This window comes from Actinophytocola sp., from assembly GCF_035942955.1.
Taxonomy (GTDB): Bacteria; Actinomycetota; Actinomycetes; order Mycobacteriales; family Pseudonocardiaceae; genus DASYTH01.
Map to the genome: position 1 here is coordinate 1 of NZ_DASZCQ010000077.1, position 22,420 is coordinate 22,420.

Here is a 22,420-nt window from a genome sequence, read left to right on the forward strand (position 1 = left end):
GGCACGGGGAACTACGCCGTGACCTATGAGTAGGCGAGGTAGCCCAGCAGGAAGCCGAGCACGGTGCCCACGATGGCGGCGGCGATCGCCCACCTGCCGAGCACGCGGTCGCCGAGGCCGTAGCCCACGACGGCCAGCACGATCGCCGCGATCCCGAAGATGATCGGGAAGAACAGCACGGCGATGGCCGCGAACACGAAGCTGACGATGGTGCACACGCGCGCGCCGGTGACCGGGCGGGTACGACGCATGGTGTCCGACATTGACGTCCTCCTCGTCGGCAACAACGTCCCCCGAAGGGCTTCCCGGCCGGGTTCGGGTGAAACCTCGGTGGGCCAGCGTCATCGTCCGGACACGAAGCGTGCGCCGAGGGCGGTCGCCAGGATGCCGGCGGGCGGTGCTGATCGCTGGATCACCGGGATCCGCGCCGCCCACGTGGCGAACACCAGCCCGGTCAAACCGAAGACCAGTGCCGACGCCGGCGAGGACCTTGCTGCCACCGATAACGATCAATGGGTAGGCGCCGATTTCTTGGGCATTGTGCGGAAAGGAGCGCTGAATGAGCCCGGTGCAGGATTTGATCGACCGATGGCACGAAATTGGCCAATCCTATGGCTCACAGGTAGCCATTGAGCAATGGTCGTGGGACGGCTTCACGACCAGCCCGCAGATCCGGTCGGACGACGGTTGGTGGATCGATCTGGTTTGTCGACTGCAGCAGCAGGACGCGCTTCTGCAGTTTCTGCGCGAAGCCGATCGCGCGGCAGACCTCCAGCAACTTGCCGAGCGCGTGGTGGCGGAGTCCTCGACCACCGAGGCGCACGGGGAGAAGCGGGCGCACACGCCCGAGCAGGGGGAGGATCAGGATGTGGGCCCGTCGAGCAAGCGGGCCCGCACCGAGGACACCACGGCAACCGCCACGGCGTCGGTGTGGGTGGACGCGGACACGGGTCTGGCCTGGGACACCGCGGACACCGCCATCGATCACGATCTGTATCGCCCGGTTTCGCGGGAAGAGCGCGCGTATTACCGGACGCTTTGGCTGGCGAAGTACGACAACGACGACGCTTTCTTCCGCTCGACCTACGGCGAGCACTGGGATGCATGGCGGACGTACCTGCACGGGCACTGGTCGGCGTCCGACACCGAGGTCTACATCCGCCGCCGGTATCGACGAGTGTCCGGTGGCCGCCCGACCCAGACCGATGACGCCCGGCTCCGGATGCTGGACCGGGTCGCCCGGTTGGCACATGTGCCCGACGATGACGGGTCGCCCCATCTGGCGGTCGCCGTGAATCCGGAGTCGGGCACGCTGGCCTTCGCCGGTAACTCCGGGCGAACCCGGGTGGTCCGGTCCGACCAGCAACGGCGGGGTTCGGAACGCCTCGGCCAGGCCATAGGGTCGGGCGAGCTCGGTCCGGATTTCCCCAGCGACGATCGGCTGCGCAAGGATGCGCTCAAGGTGCGCGCGTTGCTCGCCGGGGACTACGCCGCAGTGCACGGTTCGGACTGGGCCCCGCTGGTGGAGGCGTTGCGGACGCCCGACGAGGCCTGGCACAACGTCGACGACACGAGCAAGTTCGTCGAGCACGGTGAGATGACGCTCCTCGGTTCGCTCCTGCTCTGGATGCAGACCAATCCCGCCCCGCCCGGCGACAAGGTCATTCCCATTGGTGGTGTGAAGCTGACCTGCGGTGCGTGCCAGTGGGCAGTTGAGGCATTCAACGAGCACATCGGGGGCCCGCTCGGGTACCGGGTGGCCACGTCGGGCGACCATGGCGGGTTGTTCGCCGGCTGGGCCATGCCGGACTGGTTGGTCGAGCATCCGCCGGCGTACGAGTCCGTCGCAGAGAAAGCAACAGCCGCCGGGTGGACATTCATACGCCAGTCGGGCCGGTACGTGCTCAGGCCCGTCGGCGACGACGACCCGCGCGCCCACTCGTTGATCCAGGCGTACGAGTCCGACTCGGATTGGGAGCCGGTCTGATCCGTCTCCGCAGCACGGTGCCGATACGGTGGCGGCATGACCGACAGCGATCGTCCGTGGGAACCGCCCCTTGCCGGGACCGAGGTCGAGCATCTCGTGGGCGCGCTCGACCGGCTGCGCACGACGTTCAGGTGGAAGGCCGACGACCTCGACGCTGCCGGGTTGCGGGCCCGGATCGGCGCCTCCTCGTTGACCATCGGCGGCCTGCTGAAGCATCTGGCTTTCGTGGAGGACTACACGTTCACCACCAAGCTGCGCGGGGAGCCGCCCGGCGCGCCGTGGCGGGCCGCCGACTGGGACGACGATCCCGACTGGGAGTTCACCTCCGCCGCCGCCGACACCCCCGAGCGGCTCTACGCGATCTGGGACGGGGCGGTCGAGCGGTCCCGGGCCCGGCTCGCGGCGGCGCTGGCCGACGGCGGGCTCGACCAGCCGGTCCATGCGTCCGATTCGGACGGTCGGCGGGCCAGCCTGCGCCGGTTGGTGTGCGACCTTGTCGAGGAGTACGGCCGGCATACCGGGCATGCCGACCTGCTTCGTGAGGCGGTGGACGGGCGGGTGGGTGAGGATCCGCCGGACGGTTGGCGGCCGCGGTCGGGCGGTCAGGTGGACGCGGCGGCGAACTGAGCCGAGTAGAGGCGGTGGTAGGCGCCGCGCGCGGCCAGCAGCTCGTCGTGCGTGCCCTGCTCGACGATCCGACCCGATTCCATCACCAGGATGAGGTCGGCGTCGCGGATCGTGGACAGCCGGTGCGCGATGACGAAGCTGGTCCGCGCCGAGCGTAGCGCGGCCATCGCGTGCTGCACCAACGATTCCGTGCGGGTGTCCACCGAGCTCGTGGCCTCGTCGAGGATCAGCAGCGACGGGTCGGCGAGGAACGCCCGTGCGATCGTCAGCAGCTGCTTCTGCCCGGCGCTGATGTTGGTGCCCTCCTCGTCGATCACGGTGTCGTAGCCGTCGGGCAGCGCGCGCACGAAATGGTCCACATGGGCCGCCCGCGCCGCGGCGATGATCTCCTCTTCGGTCGCGTCCGGCTTGCCGTAGGCGATGTTGTCCCGGATCGTGCCGCCGAACAGCCAGGTGTCCTGCAGCACCATGCCGATCCGCGCGCGCAGGTCCTCGCGGCGCAGCCGGGTGATGTCGGTGCCGTCCAAGGTGATCCGGCCCGCGTCCAGCTCGTAGAACCGCATGATCAGGTTGACCAGCGTGGTCTTCCCCGCCCCGGTCGGGCCGACGATCGCCACCGTCTGGCCCGGCTCGGCGACCAGCGAGAGGTGCTCGATGAGCGGCTGCTCCGGCCGGTAGGAGAAGCTGACGTCGTCGAACTCTACGCGGCCGTGCCGTTCCTCGGGCAGCCGCGCGCCGGCCGGGTCGGGCTCCTGCTCCTCGGCGTCGAGCAGCTCGAAGACCCGCTCGGCCGAGGCGACCCCGGACTGCATGAGGTTGGCCATGGACGCGACCTGGGTCAGCGGCTGGGTGAACTGGCGCGAGTACTGGATGAACGCCGTCACCTCGCCGAGGGTCATCGAGCCCGAGGTGATCCGCAGGCCGCCCACCACGGCGACCACGACGTAGCTGAGGTTGGACAGGAACATCATCGCCGGCATGATCAGCCCGGACATGAACTGCGCGCCCGCGGCCGACTCGAACAGCTCCTCGTTGCGCCGCCGGAACTCCGCCTCGGACTCGCGCTGCCGGCCGAACACCTTGACCAGCTGGTGCCCGGTGAACGCCTCCTCGATGTGCGCGTTGAGCGCCCCGGTCTGCTTCCACTGCGCGATGAACAGCTTCTGCGCGCGCTTGCCGACCTGGCCGGTGATGTACACCGACAGCGGGATCACGGCCAGCGCGATCAACGCGAGCAGCGGGGAGATCGTCAGCATCATCACCAGCACCCCGACCACGGTCAGCAGCGAGGTGAGCAGCTGGCTCAGCGTCTGCTGCAGCGTGGTCGAGATGTTGTCGATGTCGTTGGTGACCCGGGAAAGCAGCTCACCCCGCGGCTGGCCGTCCACGTAGCGCAACGGAAGCCGGTGCAGCTTGGCCTCGACGTCCTCGCGCAGACCGAACACCACGCGCTGCACCACACCGGTGAGCAGCCGGCCCTGCAGCCAGGCGAACACCGAGGACGCGACGAACAGCGCCAGCACCCAGCCGAGCACCCCGGCAAGGGCGGCGAAGTCGACCGTGGCGCCGGGCACGTGCCGCAGCCGCCCGAGCACCCCGTTGAAGATGATGTCGGTGGCGTGCCCGAGGATCTTCGGCCCGGCGACGGCGAACCCGACGCTGATCACGGCCAGCGCGACCACGGCGCCGAGGGTGAACCGTTCCGGACGCATCCGCCCGAACAGCCGCCGCGCGGACGGCCCGAAGGTTTTCGCCTTGCCCATGGGCATTCCCATGCCGGGCAGGCCCCTGCCGAACATCGGCGGTTGCGGCCGGCGAGCCGTTGTCGTGGTCATGCCGCCTGCTCCGGGGTCAGCTGGGACTGGACGATCTCGACGTAGGTCGGGCAGGTCTCCATCAGCTCGCGGTGGGTGCCGGTGCCGACCACCAACCCGTTGTCCAGCACGATGATCTGGTCGGCGTCGAGGATGGTGGAGACCCGCTGGGCGACCACGATCACGGCGGATTGCCGGGTGTGCGGCCGAAGCGCGGCGCGCAGCGCGGCGTCGGTGGCCAGGTCGAGCGCGGAGAACGCGTCGTCGAACAGGTAGATCTCGGGCCGGCGCACCAGTGCCCGCGCGATGGACAGCCGTTGCCGCTGCCCACCGGAGACGTTCGTGCCGCCCTGCGCGATCTGCGCGTCCAGCCCGCCCATCTCCTCGACGAAATCGCGCGCCTGCGCGATCTCAAGGGCCTGCCAAAGCTCCTCGTCCGCCGCGTCCGGATTGCCGTAGCGCAGGTTGCTCGCCACGGTCCCGGTGAACAGGTACGCCTGCTGTGGCACCAGACCGATCCGGCCGCGCAGCACCTCGGGGTCGAGCTCGCGAACGTCCACTCCGTCCACTCGCACGCTGCCGTCGGTCACGTCGATCAGCCGGGGAACGAGGGAGACCAGGGTGGTCTTGCCCGCCCCGGTGCTGCCGATGATCGCCGTCGTCCGGCCGGCCTCCGCGCGCAACGAGATGTCCCGCAGCACGGGATCCACCGCACCGGGGTAGCGGAACTCCACGCCGCGGAACTCCACCTGCGCCCGCGTGGTCAGCGCGCGCACCGGCTCCGGTGGCGGGGTCACCGACGGCTCGGTGTCCAGCACCTCGGTGATCCGCTCGGCGCACACCGCGGCGCGGGGGATCATCATCGAGATGAACGTCGCCATCATGACCGACATCAGGATCAGCAGCAGGTAGTTCATGAACGCGGTCAGCGCGCCGATCTGCATCGCGCCGGCGTCGACCCGGTGCGCGCCGAACCACAGCACCGCGATGGTGGACGCGTTGAGGATGAGCAGCACCGTCGGAAAGATCATCGCCTGCAGCCGGCCGACCCGCAGGGCGGTGTCGGTGAGCGCGGTGTTGGCGTCGGCGAACCGGCGGGTCTCGGCGCGTTCGCGGACGAACGCGCGGACCACCCGCAGGCCGGACAGCTGCTCGCGGAGCACCCGGTTGACCTCGTCGATGCGCTCCTGCATCAGGCGGAACTGCGGCACCATCCGGAAGATGATCAACCCGATGGCGATCACCAGCGCCGGCACGCAGACCAGCAGCAGCCAGGACAGGCCCACGTCCTCGCGCAGCGCCATGATCACGCCGGCCACGCACATGATCGGCGCGGTGACGAACATGGTGCACACCATCGCCACCAGCAGCTGGAGCTGCTGCACGTCGTTGGTGGTGCGGGTGATCAGCGACGGCGGGCCGAAGCCGGAGACCTCCCGTGCGGAGAGCTCGCCGACCCGGTGGAAGACCGCCGAGCGCACGTCGCGCCCGAACGCCATCGCACAGCGGGCCCCGAAGTAGACCGCGCCGATCGAGCAGACGATCTGCAGCAACGTGACGGTGAGCATCCACCCGCCGGTGGACACGATGTAGCCGGTGTCGCCGGTCGCGATGCCGAAGTCGATGATGTCGGCGTTGAGGCTGGGCAGGTACAGCGAGGCGATCGTGCCGATCAGCTGCAGCACGAGCACGGCCGTGAGCTCACGCCGGTACGGCCGCAGGTAGGTACGGAGCAGTCTGGTGAGCAAACGGTTCCCCCTGAGAAACGAGCCGTATCTAACATGACCCAACGTAGACCATCATTATAAGAAACGCAACGTATCTTAAAGGAGCCGGGGTGACGACGAAGCCCCGCCGGCGCGGCGAGCGGCTCGAGCACGCCATCCTCGACGCGGCCTGGGCCGAGCTGAGGGACGTCGGCTACGCCGCGCTGACCATCGAGGCGGTCGCCGCGCGGGCCGGGACCAGCAAGCCCGTGATCTACCGGCGCTGGTCCAACCGCGCGGAGCTGGTGCTCGCCGCCTGGAACCGCAAGGCCCCCGCCCTGCCGCCACACCCGGACACCGGTTCCCTGCGCTCGGATCTCGTCGCGCTGTTCACCCGGGTCGCGCACCGGGTGGACTACATGATGAGCGAGATGATCGCCGGCGTGATGGGCGAGGCCTTCCGGCATCCGGAGATCACCGCGCTGCTGCGCGAGCGCCTGAAGACCGCGCCGCTGAACGACGCCATCCGCTCGATCGTCGGCCGGGCCGTCGAGCGGGGCGAGCTGCCGCCCGTCGATGTTCCGCCGCGCGCCAGCCAGGTTCCCGTCGATCTGATCCGCAATGAGGCCATCATGTTCGGCGCGCCCATCTCCGAACAAACGATTATCGAGCTGGTCGACGAGGTGTACCTGCCCCTGCTGCGCGGCCTCGCCATTGACTGAGGGGGCTTTTCCTCAACCGACTTGGCGGCGTTGCCATTGCTGGTTGGCGCCGGTGCCGCAGGTCCACTGGACGACCTGGGCGCCGTCGGTGGCGGCGGCGTTGAGAACGTCGAGGCACTTGCCGCTGTGCCGGGCGATCAGCTGGAGGTACCCGGTGCCGAGGTCCTGGATGCGCCACTGCTGGTTGGCGCCGGTATGGCAGGTCCACTGGACGATCCGCGCGCCGTCGGTGGTGGCGGAGCCGGCCACGTCGAGGCACTTGCCGCTGTTGACGCTGACCACGTTGACGAAGCCGCCGCCGGCGTCGCGGAGCTGCCACTGCTGGTTGGTCTGCCCGTTGGCGGTCCACTGCACGATGTTGGCGTCGTCGGTGGTGGCGGCGTTGAAGACGTCGAGCAGCTTGCCGCTGTGCCGGGCGGTGAGGGTGTACCGGGCCGGTGGCGGCACGGTGCTCTGCGGGGCCAGCCGGTACAGGCCGGCGCCGTGCGCCGGGATCGCGCGGGTGAGGGTTCCGCTCACGGTGCCCAGGTCGGCGCCGGACCACAGGTCGGTGACGGTCGCCGAGCCGATGCCGAGATCGGCCAGGTTCACCGAGACCGGGCCCGCGGCGCCGTCCCGGTTGAACAGCGCCAGGTATTTGTGGTCGCTGCCCGGCACGTCGGCTGTCCACACGGGACGGTTGCCGCCGGTCAGCTGCCGGTTGTCCGTGCTGGCCTGGTCGACCGCGAGCACGGCGGCGTTGGCCATCAGCGCCAGCTCGGGCGCGCGGTTCTCGACCGGGTTGCCGCCCCACATCAGCGGGGACCGGGTGATCGACCAGAGGGTCATCAGGGTGCGCTGCTCGTCGGCGGTCAGGTTGGAGTAGCGGGGCGAGCCGACGGGTCCGAACTTGGCCAGCCGGCCGATCGGGATCATGTCCGGGTCCGGCCAGGCCCCCGTGGACCGGTACGGCGTCCAGTCGCGCAGCACGGCGAACAGCGCGTCCACCGACGGCCAGTTGTCCCACAGGTCGTTGACCGTGCGCCACATGTGCGCGTTGGCCGCCACGTGCGGGCCGCTGCCCAGCGGGGTGGGGCCGGGGGAGAGGCTGAGCACCATCGGCCGCCCGCTGCGCTCGATCGCCCGCCGGTATCCCTCGACCTCGGCCTGCCGGTACGTGGGTGCGGCGATGTCGTCCACCTTGACGTAGTCGACGCCCCAGCTTGCCAGCAGCTGGAACACCGAGTCCAGGTACGCCTGCGCGCACGGGTTGGACATGTTCAGGCCCCACATCAGGTTGAGCCAGGCCGCGGTGGTGTTGTTGTTGATCTGGTTGGCACGGCAGCCGGTGCCGAGGATGGGCACGTTGTCGGCGACCGCCTGGCGCGGGATTCCGCGCATCAGGTGCACCCCGAACTTCAGTCCCTGGGCGTGGACGTAGTCGGCGAGCGGCCGGAAACCGTTGCCGCCGGCCGCGGACGGGAACCGGGTGGTGTCCGGCAGCAGCCGCCCGTTGCCGTCCATGCGCAGCCGGGGCTGAAGGTTCACGTCCTGGTTCGGGCTGCCGTTGTGCCGGCCGGGGTAGTACCAGGCCCAGTCGACGACGATGTACTGCCAGCCGAACCGGCGCAGGTTGTCGCGCAGGTAGTCGGCGTTGGCCCGCACGTCGGCCTCGGTGACGCTCCAGTTGAACGAGTCGTAGCTGTTCCAACCCATCGGCGGGGTGCTCGCCACCCCGTTGTTCCACGCCCGTGCCGGCCGGTCGTCGGGGCCAACCAGGCCCGCGAGCAGCAGCGCGAGAACCATGACCAGACCGAGGACCCGGCGACCGGACATCCCAACCCCCTGCAGGTTCAGGGAAACGCTCCTCGAGGCAGCGTAGGACGCCGCGGACAGCATGTCGAACACTGTCCGAAATCCCGAACGGACTCCTCGGCTTGACAGCTTCTCTAGCTAGCAGCCTATAGTGCTAGGTAGCTAGATGAATGGAGCTTCGGGATGATCGAGTTTCACCTCGACGAGCGGTCCGGGCTGGCGCCGTACGTGCAGCTGGTCCGGGAGGTGCGGCAGGCGCTGCGGCTGGGCCTGCTGCGCGAGGGGGACCAGCTGCCCACCGTCAAGGAGGTCGTGGCGCAGCTGGCGATCAACCCCAACACGGTGCTCAAGGCGTACCGGGAGCTGGAGCACGAGGGTCTGGTCGCGGCCCGGCCCGGCGTGGGGACGTTCGTGACGGCGACGCTCGCCGGCACCTCGCTGGCCGCGCACGGCCCGCTGCGCCAGGAGCTGCGCCGCTGGCTGGCCAAGGCGCGCCGGGCCGGGCTGGACGACGAGAGCATCGAGGCCCTGTTCATGACGACCTTTCGGACCGCCGCTGGAGAGGACATAGCATGAGCGCCCGACCCAATGCGCCCAGCAGGACCTGTGCGAACGCTCTGCACGCCGAGCGGAGCGAGGCAGGTGTCACAGCATGAGCGCCGTTCTGGAGGCCACGGGTCTCGGCAAGAGATACGGGAAGCGGTGGGCCCTTTCGGACTGCACGCTGGACATCCCGGCCGGGCACGTCGTCGGCCTGGTCGGCCCGAACGGAGCGGGCAAGACCACGCTGCTGAACCTGGCCGCCGGTCAGCTTGCGCCGACCACCGGCAGCATCACGGTGCTCGGCGGCCGACCAGGGTCCGGCCCCGCGCAGCTGGCCAAGGTCGGGTTCGTCGCCCAGGACACCCCGACGTACGCCGGGCTCACCGTCGGCGAGCACCTCACGCTCGGCGCCCGGCTCAACCCCGGATGGGACGGTTCCGTTGCCCGGCAACGGATCGAGCGGCTCGGCCTCGATCCCAAGCAGCGGGCCGGGACGCTGTCCGGCGGGCAGCGCGCCCAGCTCGCACTGACCCTCGGCGTGGCCAAACGGCCCGAGCTGCTGATCCTCGACGAGCCGGTCGCGTCGCTCGACCCGCTGGCCCGCCGCGAGTTCCTGCAGGGCCTGATGGAGGCCGCCGCCGAGCAGGAGCTCAGCGTCGTGCTGTCCTCCCACCTCGTCTCCGACCTGGAACGGGCCTGCGACTACCTGATCGTGCTCGTCGAGTCCCGGGTCCGGGTCACCGGAGCGGTCGAGGAGCTGCTGGCCACCCACCACCGGCTCACCGGCCCGCGCCGCGACCTCGACCGGCTTCCCGCCGACCAGCACGTCGTGTCCGAAAGCCACACCGACCGGCAGAGCACGCTCATCGTCCGCGCCGGCGGCCCGATCCACGACCCCGCCTGGACGGTCAGCCAGCTCAGCCTCGAGGACCTCGTGCTGGCCTACATGAACTCCGCCTCCGCCCCCGCGCACCGACCGATCCTGGAGGTCCAGCGATGATCTGGTTGGCCTGGCGCCAATTCTGCCTTCCGGGTGCCGCGGTGTTCGCCGGGCTCGCCGCGCTGGCCGTCGTCCTTGCCCTCACCGGCCCCGGCCTCGCCCGCGAGTACGCCGCCGGGATCGCCGAGTGCAGCGGCCAACCGGACGGCTGCGCGGACTTCATCCGCCAGTTCCTCAGCGACTACGACAACGCCTTCGCCATCGTCACCGGCCTCGTGCTGATCCTGCCCCCGCTCATCGGCCTGTTCTGGGGCGCGCCGCTGATCGCCCGCGAGCTGGAGACCGGCACCCACCGTCTGGTGTGGAACCAGAGCATCACGAGGACCCGTTGGCTGGCCGTCAAGCTCGGGCTGGTCGGCCTGGCCACCATGGCCGCCGCCGCGCTCGGCAGCCTTTCGGTGACCTGGTGGGCCAGCACCCTCGACCTCAACGGCGACAACGACGCGTTCCCGCGGCTGTCGTCGCTGGTGTTCGACGCCCGCGGCATCGTGCCCATCGGCTACGCGGCCTTCGCCTTCGCCCTCGGCATGGCCGTCGGAATGCTGATGCGCCGCGCGCTTCCCGCCATGGCGGTCACCCTGGTCGCGTTCGCCGCCATCCAGATCGCCGTGCCGTCGCTGGTCCGGCCGTACCTGCTGCCGCCGACCACGGCGACCGTAGCGCTCTCACCGTCCATCTTGGACGGAATCTCCCGCCCGGTCTCCGGAGACGGCATGGAGATCCGGGCCAAGGCGCCGGATCCGGGCGCCTGGCTGCTGTCCAGCCGGACCGTCGACGCGTCCGGGAACACCGTCGCCGAGATCCCGGTGTCCACGACGTCGGGCCCCTGCGCGCCCTCGGGCCGCCCGCAGGACAGCATCGCCAGGTGCCTCGACGAGCTCAACCGGCTCGGCTACCGGCAGCAGCTCACCTACCATGCCCCCAGCCGCTTCTGGCCCCTGCAATGGATCGAGGCCGGGGTCTACCTCGCCCTGGCCGCCGCCCTCGCCGGGTTCAGCTTCTGGTGGCTGCGCCGCCGCCTGTCCTGACTGCTCAGCGAGCTGCTCGGCGTCAGCCGGTCGGGACCCGGCGCAGGTAGGCCCGTTCGGCGGTGCCCCAGGCGGTGGTGGTGAGCAGGTAGAGGCCGGCGGCGAGGGGGATCAGGGCGGCGCCGATCAGCGACCCGTACGGCAGCAGCCGGAGCAGGCCGGCCAGCGGAACCCGGTCGCCGGCGGTCCGCCTGATGATCCGCGCCGAGCACCAGGCCACCGCGGCGAGCGCGGCGAACAGGCCGAGGAACACCGGATCGGCGGGCATCGCCGGCCAGTGCGCGCCCAGCGGCGTGCCGAGCAGGGCGCGGTCGAGCAGCGCGTTGGGCGCGCCGGCGATGGTCGGGGCGGAGAAGAGCCGGAACAGCACGACGAAGAACGGCAGCTGCGCGAGCATCGGCAGGCAGCCGGCGAACATCGAGGTGCCGGCGGAGCGGTGCAGGGCGGCCAGCTCGCGGGCGAAGCGCTCCCGGTCCTTGCCGTACTTGCGTTGCAGCTCACGGACTTGGGGCGCCAGCGCGGTGCGGGCCCGCTCCCCGCGGGCCGCGGCCCTGGCCAGCGGGTGCAGGGCCAGCCGCACGGCGATGGTGATCAGGACGATGACGATGGCCGGGTCGAGCACGCCGGCAAGGGCCAGGACGAGGTGGTGCGCGCCGGCGACCGGCACGTCGAGAAGGGTGAACAAGGCAGCGCTCCGTCAGGGTCGAGCCGATGGGGGACAGGCGGAAGCGGCTATGCGGCCGCCGGGCACAGTCCTGGGGCTCGGGGACGGGTACGGCCGTCGGCGTCGGGGTCGCGGCTGCGCATGAACGCCGACCGGTGCGCGCAGTCACGCAGCACGCGGACGCGGACGCGGATCCGCGGTGCGCTCCGGTCGGGCGGCCGCCACGCCAGCAGCAGGACCACGGCCACGGTCGCGACGGTCAGCAGCTCGGTCGGGTTGCCGGCGGCGGGGAGCAGGAGACCGGCCAGGGACAGCAGTGCGACCAGCCCGTACAGCCGAGGCACCGCGGTCACCTCCCGTTCGCCGCCGGATCCACCTTCCTCCCGCACGCACCCGGCACGCAACCGGCTCGCGCGGTAAGAATGGCCGGGACAACGGGTCGGCGCGGAGGTGGCAGATGGAGTACGTCTTCGATCCCGGCGTGGTGCACGAGTGCGCGATGACGTGTCTTGGCAAGCCGGACAAGCCGGCGATGTTCGCCGCCTTCGAGGCGGCGATGGCGCAGGCGTATCCGGGGCGGCTCAACCTTGATCAGCCGTGGATCTTCAGCAACGCCGGCGGCGCGATGATCCAGATGAAGGTGTACTACGCCTCGCTCGCCGAGTACATCATGATCTGGGGGACGCCGATCGGGTCGGAGGGGCACTCCGGCCGGCACGCGTTGGGCTTCTGGGACACCGTGATCGACGGCGAGATGTGGTACTACGGCGAGGGCCAGTTCGACAAGCGGGTCTACCGGCCGGGGGATCGCGTCTACGTCGGGCCGAACCAGGCCCGCGGCATGAACTTCACCACCGGGGTGTACGCGGTGGAGTACGCCCGCGGCGTGCTGCCCCTGTCCATCCCGTTCGGACTGGCCGACAGCCTGATCAGCACGCTGGACTACGCCACGATCGTGCAGACGCTGAGCATGTACACCGCGCTGGTCGGCCACCACCTCGAGCGGCCGCGCGCCGACGGGCTGCCGTCCTCGCCGCTGCGCAGGTCGGTGGGCGCGCGCATGCTCCGGATCGGGAACCGGATCACCCGGTGGGTCCGTCCCCCCGAGCCGACCGACGAGATTCCGCCGGGTACATCGACCGGGTCCGCGACGAGGCCAGCGCTATCGCCCGCCGCCGAGGCAGCAGCCGCACCGCCGTCCCCGCAAGGCGATTGAGCCGCCCGGGGATGACGACCGGCCGGCGCCCGATGGCCGCCAGCGTCTGGCGCGCCACGGTCCGCGGCGCCGTGGGCGGTGGCACCAGGCGCGGCAGGGTGGCGTCGGTGCGCGCGAAGGTGGGCGTCCGGACCAGGCCGGGGCAGCTGGCGAGCACGTCGACGCCGCGCGGGCCGAGCTCCTCCCACAGCCCCTCGGCCAGCACCCGAAGGTAGGCCTTGGTCGCCGCGTAGTGGGTGACGAGGGCCGATCCCTGCCCGCCGGCCAGCGAGCTGAGCAGCACGATGCCGCCGCGCCCGCGCGCCGCCATCCGGGTGCCGAACGCGTGCGCAAGGTGGGCGGCGCTGCGGCAGTTGAGGTCGAGGACGGCGTCCAGCTGGGCCGGGGTCAGCTCGAGGAACGGCGCGATCGGGGCGAGCGCGGCGACGCACACGAGCAGGCCGACGTCCTCGCCGGCGCCGGCGATGGCCGCGATCCCCTCGGGCGTGCCCGCGTCGACGGCGGCGACCCGGATCCGGACGCCGTGCGCGGTGCGCAGCCGGCCGGCCAGCTCGTCGAGCACGGTTTGCCGGCGGGCCACCAGAACGAGGTTGCTGCCGCGGGCGGCGAGCTCCTCGGCGAAGGCGGCGCCGATGCCGTCGGACGCGCCGACGATCACCGCCCACGGGCCGTAGCGCCACATCAGCGCCTCCAGTAGTACGGCGACAGGCGCAGCATGGCGAGCCTGGCCAGCGGTCCGACCAGCGGCACCAACCGGCGCCGCCAGCCGAGGCCGGCGGCGATCGCCGCGGTGATGTCGTCGAAGGTGTGCCGCTGGTAGCCGAGCAGCGCCTGGCTTTCCGCGGTGTCCACCCAGTCGGTGGCGTACACCGCGTCGCTGAACGCCTTGTCCGGCAACGGTTTGATGCCCATCGCGGTCAGTATCCGGGTGAGATAGTCGCGGTAGGTCAGCTGGCAGGACGGTCCGCCGCCGATGAACAGCACCCGGCCCCACACCTCGGGCGTTTCCAGCGCGTTGGCGATGGCCAGCCCGGCGTCGTCGGCGTGCAGCGCCTCGATCCGGTTGTGCAGACCGATCTCGAACATGATCGGGTGCGGGTCGCGGATGCCCAGCACCGGCACGTCCGCCAGCCGGAAGATCGCCCAGGTCAGCCCGGATCCGCGGATCAGCCGCTCACACTCGATCTTGTGCGTGGTGTACGGGTCGGTGGCCACCAGCGGATCGTCGACCCGCCGGGGCGGGGTCCGGTCCAGCGTGTGGCCGTGCACGTCGAACGTCGACGTGAACAGCAGCCGCGGCGGGCTCGGCCGCGCAAGGCAGGCGGCGACGACGTTGGCCGTTCCGTCCACATTGACCTCCCGGGCCCGCTCGGGGTCCGCGTCGGACGCGGGCGGGATCACCGCGGCGAGATGGACGACGGCGTCCACCCCGTCGACCGCCCGGTTCACGGCCGCCGGATCGGTGACGTCGCCCGCGAAGGCCCGCACCATGTGGCCCCGCCGCACCAGCTCGGGCACCACGTGCGAGCCGACGTTGCCCGACGCCCCGGTCACCAGAATCCGCATCGGGACAAGTATCGGGGACCATCCTGAAAGTGGTCACGGAGTCACACTTCCGACGCGTGAGACGAATGGACATAGCCTCGAGCTTCCTGGCCATGGAGCGTCTCACCGGGTCCCGATCTACTGGTTGTCATCGGATCGACCAGTGAGGAGAGACCCATGAAGCTCATCGTGTTCGGAGCGACCGGCACAGTCGGCAAGCACGTCGTCGAGCAGGCCCTGCGGCGGGGCCACGAGGTCACCGCGTTCACCCGCGATGCCGCGCGGATCACGGCGCGGCACGAGCGGCTGCACGTCGCGCAGGGCGACGTCGCCGACGTGGACGCGGTGGCGAGCGCCGTCGCCGGCCATGACGCGGTGATCGTCACGCTCGGCGGGGGTCGCAGGGGCGACGTCCGGGCGCCCGGAACCCTGACGATCATCAAGGCGATGCAGCGGACCGGCGTGCGCCGGCTGATCTGCCAGTCGACCCTCGGCGTTGGCGACAGCCGGGGCAACCTGAACTTCCTGTGGAAGCGCATCATGTTCGGGCTGCTGCTGCGCGCGGCGTACGCCGACCACGTCCGCCAGGAGGAGCACGTCACGCGCAGCGGTCTGGATTGGACGATCGTGCGGCCGAGCGCCTTCACCGACGGGCCGCGCACCGGCGAGTACCGGCGTGGCTTCGGCCAGGACGATCGGTCGGGGAGCCTGAAGATCTCCCGCGCGGACGTCGCCGACTTCCTGGTCGCCCAGCTCACCGACACCGGGTACGTGCACCGCACGCCGGCGATCTCGTACTGATGGGACTCGTTCGGTGGCGATCGGCGCGGTCGCCGGCGCCTACGATGGCGGCGATGGACGTGCTGGAGTCTCTGCTCGACGGGCCGCGCGCCCGCGGGGCGTTCCTGCTGCGCTCGGTCATGGATCCGCCGTGGTCGCTGCGGATCCGGGACGAGTCGCCGCTGACCGTGGTGGCGATGGTGCGGGGCTGGGCGTGGCTGCTGCCCGACGAGGGCGCGCCGCACCGCCTTGCCGCAGGCGACGTCGCCGTGGTGCGCGGGCCGGACCACTACACGATGGCCGACGACCCGGCGACGGCGCCCACCGTCGTGATCTCGCCCGGCCAGGTCTGCACCCGGGTCTCGGACGGCGCGCACCTGGCCGAGGAGTGGGATCTCGGCGTGCGCACGTGGGGCGCCGACCCCGACGGGGCGACGGTGATGCTCACCGGCACCTACGAGCACGCCGGCGAGATCAGCCGGCCGCTGCTGTCGGCGCTGCCGGGCGTGATCACGCTGACCGCCGCCGACTGGGACACGCCGCTGGTGTCCCTGCTGGCCGAGGAGATCGTGCGGGACCACCCCGGCCAGCGCGCGGTGCTCGACCGGCTGCTCGACGTGCTGCTGATCACGGCCCTGCGCACGTGGTTCGGCAAGCAGCGCGACCGGGCCCCCGCCTGGTACCGGGCGCAGGGCGACCCGGTGGTCGGGAAGGCGTTGCAGTTGCTGCAGAACGCGCCGGCCCATCCGTGGACGGTGGCGAAGCTGGCGGCCGAGGCGGGGGTCTCTCGGGCCGCGCTCGCCCGGCGCTTCACCGAGCTGATCGGCGAGCCGCCCATGTCGTACCTGACCAACTGGCGGCTCGCGCTGGCCGCCGACCTGCTCTGCCAGCCCGACGTCACGATCGGCGCCGTGGCCAGGCAGGTCGGCTACAGCACGGCATTCGCCCTCAGCGCCGCCTTCAAACGGGAGCGCGGCATCAGCCCGCAGCAGCACCGCCAGCTCGCCACCGGCTGAACCCGGCCCTCCTTCGCCTGCCGAAACCTCGCCCTAATAGTCGGATCCGACGAATTGCGGGTGACGCCGGGCAACCGGGTGTGCCAGGATTGATAGTTGACGAGTGCACTACCTGTTTCACCCAAGTTTCGCGGCCGTGGTCCGCCATTCGTTGCAGCAATGCGGCGTACGTCTGGTCGAAATGTCTCCCGCCGGCGGCGGCATGTCTATGCCACCGGGCGGCGGAATCCGCCGTCGCGGGCCTGTTCCGGGCTGACTCCCCGGTATCCGGTCGGCCCGGGGCGTCATAACTCCACCGGCGTATCCGGCTTCCGCCGATCGTACTAGTCGTCGTTCGAGCGGAAACACAATGTGATAATTTTGGAGGACTAAAGCGTTCGCGGGTCTCGACCGGCCCCGGTGCACGAACCGGACGGGTGAGGTATTGGTGTTGAGGTCGTGGGCTGATGATTCCGAACTCGTCGATAGCACGACACTCTTACCTATCCCACCCACCCGATTAGCCAAGGTCATAGTCGGCGCCGTCTTCGTCGGGCTCACCGGGATTGGTTTCCTGCGTATCGTCGACGAGCGGGGCGCCGACGCGCTCGCCGTCGCCGGCGCCATCGCCGGGTTTCTCGCGCTGTTGTTCCTCCAGATGTTCTGGTTCGGCGGACCGCCCGGCCGGCTGCCGCCGGCGTACCGTTACGTGGCGCTACTGGCCCAGGCCGGCCTGGTCTACCTGCCCGCGCTCAAGTTCGGCGACGCCTGGGCGTTCATGCCGGGCTTCCTTGCCGGATCCATGCTGCTCGTCCTGCCGCCGGCCGGGGCGTGGCTCGGGTTTCTCGGGGTGGTGGCCAGCACGGCCACCCTGCAGGCCGTGCTCGGCGACGCCCGCGGAATACTGAGCGTGATATCCGCCAGCATCACCACGGCGATCATCGGATTGGTGGTGTACGGGCTGTCCCGGCTGGCTCAATTGGTCGAAGAACTGCATGAGGCGCGCGCCGAAATCGCGCAGATGGCGGTCGTGCGCGAGCGGCTGAGGTTTGCCCGGGATTTGCATGATCTGCTGGGGTACAGTCTTTCCGCGATTACGCTCAAGAGCGAGCTGGCGCATCGGCTGGTGACCAAGAATCCGGTCCAGGCGCGCGACGAGCTGTTGGAGATTCTCCGCATCTCGCGGCAGGCTCTGGCCGACGTTCGAACCATTTCGAGCAATTATCGCGAGCTGTCGCTGGACGACGAATGCCGATCCGCCAGATGGGTGCTCGGCTCGGCCGACATCGACGTGCGGATGTCGCTGTCCTACCGGGACCTGTCCGAGCCGGTGAGCACGGTGCTGGCCACCGTGCTCCGCGAGGGCGTGACGAACATCCTGCGGCACAGCAAGGCCGAGTGGTGCGAGATCACCGTCTCGCAGACCGACAGCACGGCCTCGATCGAGATCGTCAACGACGGGGCGCGCCCGGGCGCCACCGACACCGACGCCGACGGCGGCGAGGGACTGCAGAACCTGGTCACCAGAACGACCGAGCTCGGCGGCGAGCTCATCGCCGAGCGCATCTCCGATCACCGGTATCGCCTGCGGGCCAACATCCCGGTCAAGCCCCAGCAATAAGTACCAATCAGTTGGTTGGTCGCGGTGACCGCGTGGCAATAAATACCGAACAGTTGGTTAATGTCACAGCCAGCCGGCGGCCGTGGCTATCCGGATCGCGTCGACCCGATTCCTGGCGTTGAGCTTATTGATGATCGTGGTGAGGTAGTTTCGTACCGTTCCGGTCGACAGGAACACCTTCGCGGCGATTTCCACCGCCTCCATGCCCTCGGCGGTCAGCCGGAGCACCTCGATCTCACGCGCGGTCAGCGGGCAGTCGGCGGTGTCGAACGCGGCAAGGGCCAGATGGCTGTCCACCACCCGGTGCCCGGCGGCCACCCGCCGGATCGCGTCGGCCAGCTCCGCCGGCGGGGCGTCCTTGAGCAGGAACCCGCTGACCTTCGCCGCCAGCGCGCGGCGCAGCGTTCCCGGCCGGCCGAGCCCGGTCAGGATCAGCGTCCGGGTCTGCGGCACCCGGTCGTGCAGCTCGGCCGCGACGGTCAACCCGTCCTTGCCCGGCAGGTCGATGTCGATGATCGCGACGTCCGGCTCGTGCTTGGCCACCGTCGCCATGATCTCCGTCCCGGAGGACACCTCGGCGACCACCTCGATGTCCGGCTCGAGGTTGAGCAGTGCTACCAGGGCGCCGCGAACCATGTGCATGTCCTCGGCAAGCATGACCTTGATCATGTCGCCTCTCCTCCGGAGCCCGCGCCGGTCGTGCTCGACCACCAGGGTGCCTGATGGTGGCTCGTTTCCCATCCTCTCCCATTGCCGGGTATCAGGTGTCATGATTCGTCCACTTGGTAGATGGCTGGGGCTGGCGTTCGGTCTAGCCGTAGGCCGATGGCGAACTCGCCGATGCTCACCTCGGCCGGCCAGTCCAATCCGAACGCCCGCGTGGCGACGTCGCTGTCGCCGATGGCGAGCGCGCACGGACCGAGACCCATGGCCGTGGCGACCAGATAGAGCGTCTGCTGCAGGACCCCGACGTGCTTGAGCGCGGTCGAGTAGGCGATGCCGTCGTACACCCAGGACAGCCGGGCGATCCGCGCGGTCATCGTGATCAGCGCCGCCGGCCGCCGCAGCGTCCTGATCAGCACCGCCGCGTCGTCGAGCAGCTTGGCCAGGTCGGTCTCGTCGGTGCTGGTCAGGGTGAGCGCGTGGTCGAGCGGGTCGTAGTGGTAGATGCCGCGGGGCAGGCCGGCGCAGCGGTCCACGGTCACGTACAGCTCGAGCTCGTAGAGCGAGTCGCTGCTCGGGTACGGGCGGTCGGAGATCATGTACGGCACCCCGCCTGGCGCGGTCACCTCCATCAGCGACCGGATCCGCGCCGTCCGGTACAGCAGCTCGCCCACCTGCTCGGCGGACAGCGGCTGCTCGGCGAACTCGCGCACGGAGTCGCGCCGCTCGATGGCCCCGGTCAGCGACGGGTCGCCGGCCGACGCCTCCTCGAGCATCGGTTTGTGCAGGGGGAAGCGCCGGCCCTCGGGCACCGGCTTCACGGCGGGCAGCGGTGGGAACGTCCCGACGTAGCGGTACACCGCGCCGAGCGGATCATCCTGCCGGCCCATCCTGCTGCGCGAGTGGAAGAGCAGATCGTGGTGGGACCACGGGGTCAGCCCGGGGTCGCGGTCCTCGGCGAACCACGCCGCGTCCGACCGCTCGTCCCGCTCGCCGATCGCGACCATCGACGCGGCCACCAGATAGGACACCACCGCGGTGATCAGCGCGAAGTCGGCGTGCATGGTGTCGGCGAGGTCGGCCACGGTGATCGGACTGCCGAGCGCGCCCACCACCCAGGCCGCCAGCGGGCGGTGCAGCACCACCCGGTAGCGTGCCAGCGGGGACTCCAGCACCAGCGCGTCGCTGGCGGTGCGCATCGCGGCGAAGCGGGACAACCGGACCAGATCCGTCCGGCCGACGTCCGGCGGCGTGAACGTCGCCTGCGGGGAGACCGGCACCGCGGACAGCAGCTCCCCGACCACGTCCTCGGTGCCCAGCGAATGCACCAGCAGGCCCCGAACCCGGTCCAGCACCCGGCCGAGCGCCGCCTGGTCGCCCTCGGCGACGTTGGCGATGGCCATCGGGCCGAGGCTGAGCCGGTTGAGCAGGTCACGCTCGGCGGCGGTGGCATCGGCCAGCTCGATCTCGCCCCACCGGCTGATCACGTTCAGGTGGTCCGCCGCCGGGCCGGTCTCCACGGTCACCTCTTCCCGCAGGGACCACAGCCGGATGATCGCGGGCGGCTGCTCGCCGGGCTCGATGTGCACGGGGCGCTCCTGAACGGAGGTCGGTAAATGAATCAGGCATCCACAGTTCTCCCAATGGAACAGTGCAGGACGAGCCTTTTTCGGTCCAGTGCGCCGGTCACCGAGTCCCATTGCGTCCTCACCGGGTGCGGGTGAAGTTCTCACTGTTCAGGGCGTTGCGGCCGGAGCTAGGGTTCTTGTGCCGAGCGTGGTCTGGCTCGGGTGCCCTGGACGCCGGATTTGTGAATTGCTCATTTGTTTGCCGGTACCCGGTCATGCCGGAAAGGACATCATGGAGTGTGAAACCGTCCAGCTGGTCATCGGTGGCATGACGTGCGCGTCCTGCGCGGCGCACATCGAGGCGCACCTGAACAAGATCGACGGCGTCGCGGCGACGGTGAACTACGCGACCGAGAAGGCGACCGTGCGCTTCCCGGGAACCGTGTCCACCGACGAGCTGATCGCCGCGGTGACCGACGCCGGCTACACCGCGCGGATGCCGCGGGCGGACCCGGCGGACACCGGCACCGGAACCGAGCCCGACGACGAGCACGGCGCGGAGCTGCGCGCGGCCCGAACCCGGCTGTGGGTGTGCACGGCGCTGTCGGTCCCGGTCATCGCGCTGGCGATGGTCTCCCCGCTGCAGTTCAACTACTGGCAGTGGGCCTCGCTGACGCTGGCGGCGCCGGTGGTGGTGTGGGGTGCGCTGCCGTTCCACCGGGCGGCCTTCGCCAACCTGCGGCACGGCGCGGCCACCATGGACACGCTCATATCGCTGGGCACGATCGCCGCGTTCGGCTGGTCGCTCTACGCGTTGTTCCTCGGCACGGCCGGCCTGCCCGGCATGACTCACCCGTTCCGGATCACCATCGAGCGAATGGCCGGGGAGGGCACCATCTACCTGGAGGTGGCCTCCGGGGTGACCATGTTCATCCTCGCCGGGCGGTACTTCGAGGCCCGCGCCAAGCGCAGGTCCGGGGCGGCGCTGCGCGCGTTGCTGTCGTTGGGGGCCAAGGACGTCGCGGTGCTGCGGGACGGGGTCGAGCAGCGGATCCCGATCGGGGCGCTGGCGGTCGGTGACCGGTTCGTGGTGCGGCCGGGGGAGAAGATCGCCACCGACGGCGTCGTCGAGGAGGGCAGCTCCGCGGTCGACGCGAGCATGCTGACCGGTGAGCCCGTCCCGGTCGAGGTGCGGCCCGGCGACCAGGTGGTCGGGGCCACGGTCAACGCCGGCGGGCGGCTCGTCGTGCGGGCCACCCGGATCGGCGCCGACACCCAGCTCGCCCAGATGGCGCGCCTGGTGGAGGAGGCGCAGTCCGGCAAGGCACGGGTCCAAAGGCTCGCCGACCGGGTGGCCGGGGTGTTCGTGCCGACCGTGCTCACGCTGGCGGTCGCCACGCTCGGCTTCTGGCTCGGCACCAACGGTTCGGTCGCGGCCGCGTTCACCGCCGCGGTCACGGTGCTGATCATCGCCTGCCCGTGCGCCCTCGGCCTGGCCACCCCGACCGCGCTGCTGGTCGGCACCGGTCGCGGCGCGCAGCTCGGCATCCTGATCAAGGGCCCGCAGGTGCTGGAGTCCACCCGCCGCGTGGACACCGTGGTGCTGGACAAGACCGGCACCATCACCAGCGGCCAAATGTCCCTTGTGGACATCGTACCCGCCGCCGGTGTGTCCGAAGTAGACCTGCTGCGGCTGGCCGGCGCCCTCGAGCACGCCTCCGAGCATCCCATCGCCAGGGCGATCGCCGCGGGCGCCCGGGAGCGCGTCGGCGACCTCGCCATGGTCGCCGAGTTCGGCAACGTCGAAGGTCTCGGCGTGCGCGGCGTCGTCGACGGGCACCGCGTGCTTGCCGGCCGCCCGGCGCTGATGGCCGACGAGTCGCTGCGCCTGCCGGCCACACTGGACATGGCGCGCTCCGCCGCAGAGGCCGACGGCCGGACCGCCGTCGTGGTCGCCTGGGACGGTGCCGTCCGCGGCCTGCTCGTCGTGGCCGACACCGTCAAGCCCACATCGGCCCAGGCCGTGCGCGAGCTGCGTGCGCTTGGTCTGCGGCCGGTGCTGCTCACCGGCGACAACGAGGCGGCCGCCCGGTCCGTGGCGGCCGAGGTCGGCATCGACGAGGTGATCGCCGAGGTGCTGCCCGCCG

21 protein-coding genes and 1 pseudogene are annotated in these 22,420 nt (G+C 70.6%); 11 read left to right on the forward strand and 11 right to left on the reverse strand.

The genetic code is table 11. The features are described from left to right. Positions 1 to 23: 23 nt before the first annotated feature. Entirely contained in the window at positions 24 to 263 is a 240-nt protein-coding gene (locus VGX25_RS08390; protein WP_326917057.1) for a hypothetical protein, read from the reverse strand. 78 nt (positions 264 to 341) lie between these two features. Beyond that, on the reverse strand, positions 342 to 500 hold the full coding sequence (locus tag VGX25_RS08395; protein ID WP_326917058.1) for a hypothetical protein: 159 nt from the start codon (positions 498 to 500) through the stop codon (positions 342 to 344). A gap of 59 nt (positions 501 to 559) precedes the next feature. On the opposite strand from VGX25_RS08395, the gene VGX25_RS08400 reads away from it, so the two are divergent. Both VGX25_RS08400 and VGX25_RS08405 read left to right on the forward strand, forming a co-directional pair. Continuing rightward, a complete protein-coding gene (locus VGX25_RS08400) occupies positions 560 to 1,987 on the forward strand; it encodes a hypothetical protein (RefSeq protein WP_326917059.1) in 1,428 nt (475 codons plus the stop codon). Between the two features lie 36 nt (positions 1,988 to 2,023). Further along, complete coding sequence (locus VGX25_RS08405; protein ID WP_326917060.1) at positions 2,024 to 2,614, forward strand: DUF664 domain-containing protein; 591 nt, start codon at positions 2,024 to 2,026, stop codon at positions 2,612 to 2,614. Here the strand turns inward: VGX25_RS08405 and VGX25_RS08410 are convergent. Further along, complete coding sequence (locus VGX25_RS08410; protein WP_414635732.1) at positions 2,590 to 4,449, reverse strand: ABC transporter ATP-binding protein; 1,860 nt, start codon at positions 4,447 to 4,449, stop codon at positions 2,590 to 2,592. The two genes, VGX25_RS08405 and VGX25_RS08410, sit on opposite strands and share 25 nt — an antisense overlap. Beyond that, positions 4,446 to 6,176, reverse strand: coding sequence for an ABC transporter ATP-binding protein (locus tag VGX25_RS08415; protein ID WP_326917061.1), 1,731 nt, complete (start codon positions 6,174 to 6,176; stop codon positions 4,446 to 4,448). Before VGX25_RS08415 ends, VGX25_RS08410 begins: the two co-directional genes overlap by 4 nt. Positions 6,177 to 6,265: 89 nt before the next feature. Here VGX25_RS08415 and VGX25_RS08420 point away from each other — a divergent pair, with 89 nt between their 5' ends. Beyond that, the gene (locus VGX25_RS08420) at positions 6,266 to 6,856 is read left to right on the forward strand and encodes a TetR/AcrR family transcriptional regulator (protein ID WP_326917062.1); all 591 of its coding nucleotides are present in this window, start codon (positions 6,266 to 6,268) and stop codon (positions 6,854 to 6,856) included. A gap of 12 nt (positions 6,857 to 6,868) precedes the next feature. On the opposite strand, the gene VGX25_RS08425 is transcribed toward VGX25_RS08420, so the two are convergent. Then, the gene (locus tag VGX25_RS08425; protein ID WP_326917063.1) at positions 6,869 to 8,671 is read right to left on the reverse strand and encodes an alpha-galactosidase; all 1,803 of its coding nucleotides are present in this window, start codon (positions 8,669 to 8,671) and stop codon (positions 6,869 to 6,871) included. Positions 8,672 to 8,833: 162 nt separating this feature from the next. On the opposite strand from VGX25_RS08425, the gene VGX25_RS08430 reads away from it, so the two are divergent. The 3 genes from VGX25_RS08430 (at position 8,834) to VGX25_RS08440 (ending at position 11,221) form a co-directional block, all read left to right on the forward strand. Further along, entirely contained in the window at positions 8,834 to 9,226 is a 393-nt protein-coding gene (locus tag VGX25_RS08430) for a GntR family transcriptional regulator (RefSeq protein ID WP_326917064.1), read from the forward strand. Positions 9,227 to 9,302: 76 nt separating this feature from the next. Further along, a complete protein-coding gene (locus VGX25_RS08435; protein WP_326917065.1) occupies positions 9,303 to 10,193 on the forward strand; it encodes an ABC transporter ATP-binding protein in 891 nt (296 codons plus the stop codon). Beyond that, positions 10,190 to 11,221 carry an ABC transporter permease gene (locus VGX25_RS08440; protein WP_326917066.1) on the forward strand — a complete coding sequence of 344 codons (1,032 nt, stop codon included), beginning with the start codon at positions 10,190 to 10,192 and terminating at the stop codon, positions 11,219 to 11,221. The genes VGX25_RS08435 and VGX25_RS08440 overlap by 4 nt, the downstream gene beginning before the upstream one ends. 22 nt (positions 11,222 to 11,243) lie before the next feature. Here VGX25_RS08440 and VGX25_RS08445 read toward each other — a convergent pair whose 3' ends face one another. Together VGX25_RS08445 and VGX25_RS08450 are read right to left on the reverse strand one after the other, a co-directional pair. Continuing rightward, positions 11,244 to 11,906: a YidC/Oxa1 family membrane protein insertase gene (locus tag VGX25_RS08445; RefSeq protein ID WP_326917067.1), complete on the reverse strand. Its 663-nt coding sequence runs from the start codon at positions 11,904 to 11,906 to the stop codon at positions 11,244 to 11,246. A gap of 47 nt (positions 11,907 to 11,953) precedes the next feature. Then, positions 11,954 to 12,229 (reverse strand): DUF6412 domain-containing protein, encoded by a 276-nt coding sequence (locus VGX25_RS08450; protein ID WP_326917068.1) that lies wholly within the window; start codon positions 12,227 to 12,229, stop codon positions 11,954 to 11,956. A 113-nt stretch (positions 12,230 to 12,342) separates the two neighbouring features. Between VGX25_RS08450 and VGX25_RS08455 the strand changes: the two genes are divergently transcribed. Next, the gene (locus tag VGX25_RS08455; RefSeq protein WP_326917069.1) at positions 12,343 to 13,101 is read left to right on the forward strand and encodes a hypothetical protein; all 759 of its coding nucleotides are present in this window, start codon (positions 12,343 to 12,345) and stop codon (positions 13,099 to 13,101) included. A gap of 115 nt (positions 13,102 to 13,216) precedes the next feature. On the opposite strand, the pseudogene VGX25_RS08460 reads toward VGX25_RS08455, so the two are convergent. Together VGX25_RS08460 and VGX25_RS08465 are read right to left on the reverse strand one after the other, a co-directional pair. Beyond that, positions 13,217 to 13,783: pseudogene (locus tag VGX25_RS08460) on the reverse strand (SDR family NAD(P)-dependent oxidoreductase); the annotation flags it as partial. Beyond that, the gene (locus tag VGX25_RS08465; protein ID WP_326917070.1) at positions 13,783 to 14,667 is read right to left on the reverse strand and encodes an NAD(P)-dependent oxidoreductase; all 885 of its coding nucleotides are present in this window, start codon (positions 14,665 to 14,667) and stop codon (positions 13,783 to 13,785) included. The gene VGX25_RS08465 and the pseudogene VGX25_RS08460, both read right to left, overlap by 1 nt. A gap of 156 nt (positions 14,668 to 14,823) precedes the next feature. On the opposite strand from VGX25_RS08465, the gene VGX25_RS08470 reads away from it, so the two are divergent. The 3 genes from VGX25_RS08470 (at position 14,824) to VGX25_RS08480 (ending at position 18,042) form a co-directional block, all read left to right on the forward strand. Continuing rightward, positions 14,824 to 15,447, forward strand: a complete 624-nt coding sequence (locus VGX25_RS08470; protein WP_326917071.1) for an SDR family oxidoreductase — start codon at positions 14,824 to 14,826, stop codon at positions 15,445 to 15,447. 53 nt (positions 15,448 to 15,500) lie between these two features. Beyond that, the gene (locus tag VGX25_RS08475; RefSeq protein ID WP_326917072.1) at positions 15,501 to 16,442 is read left to right on the forward strand and encodes an AraC family transcriptional regulator; all 942 of its coding nucleotides are present in this window, start codon (positions 15,501 to 15,503) and stop codon (positions 16,440 to 16,442) included. Between the two features lie 430 nt (positions 16,443 to 16,872). Continuing rightward, the gene (locus VGX25_RS08480; RefSeq protein WP_326917073.1) at positions 16,873 to 18,042 is read left to right on the forward strand and encodes a sensor histidine kinase; all 1,170 of its coding nucleotides are present in this window, start codon (positions 16,873 to 16,875) and stop codon (positions 18,040 to 18,042) included. 63 nt (positions 18,043 to 18,105) lie between these two features. Here the strand turns inward: VGX25_RS08480 and VGX25_RS08485 are convergent, their stop codons facing one another. After that, entirely contained in the window at positions 18,106 to 18,711 is a 606-nt protein-coding gene (locus VGX25_RS08485; RefSeq protein WP_326917074.1) for a response regulator transcription factor, read from the reverse strand. Positions 18,712 to 18,809: 98 nt separating this feature from the next. Then, the gene (locus VGX25_RS08490) at positions 18,810 to 20,294 is read right to left on the reverse strand and encodes a SagB family peptide dehydrogenase (RefSeq protein WP_326917075.1); all 1,485 of its coding nucleotides are present in this window, start codon (positions 20,292 to 20,294) and stop codon (positions 18,810 to 18,812) included. 271 nt (positions 20,295 to 20,565) lie between these two features. Between VGX25_RS08490 and VGX25_RS08495 the strand changes: the two genes are divergently transcribed. Next, the coding region (locus VGX25_RS08495) for a heavy metal translocating P-type ATPase (protein ID WP_326917076.1) at positions 20,566 to 22,420 on the forward strand (1,855 nt) is incomplete at its 3' end.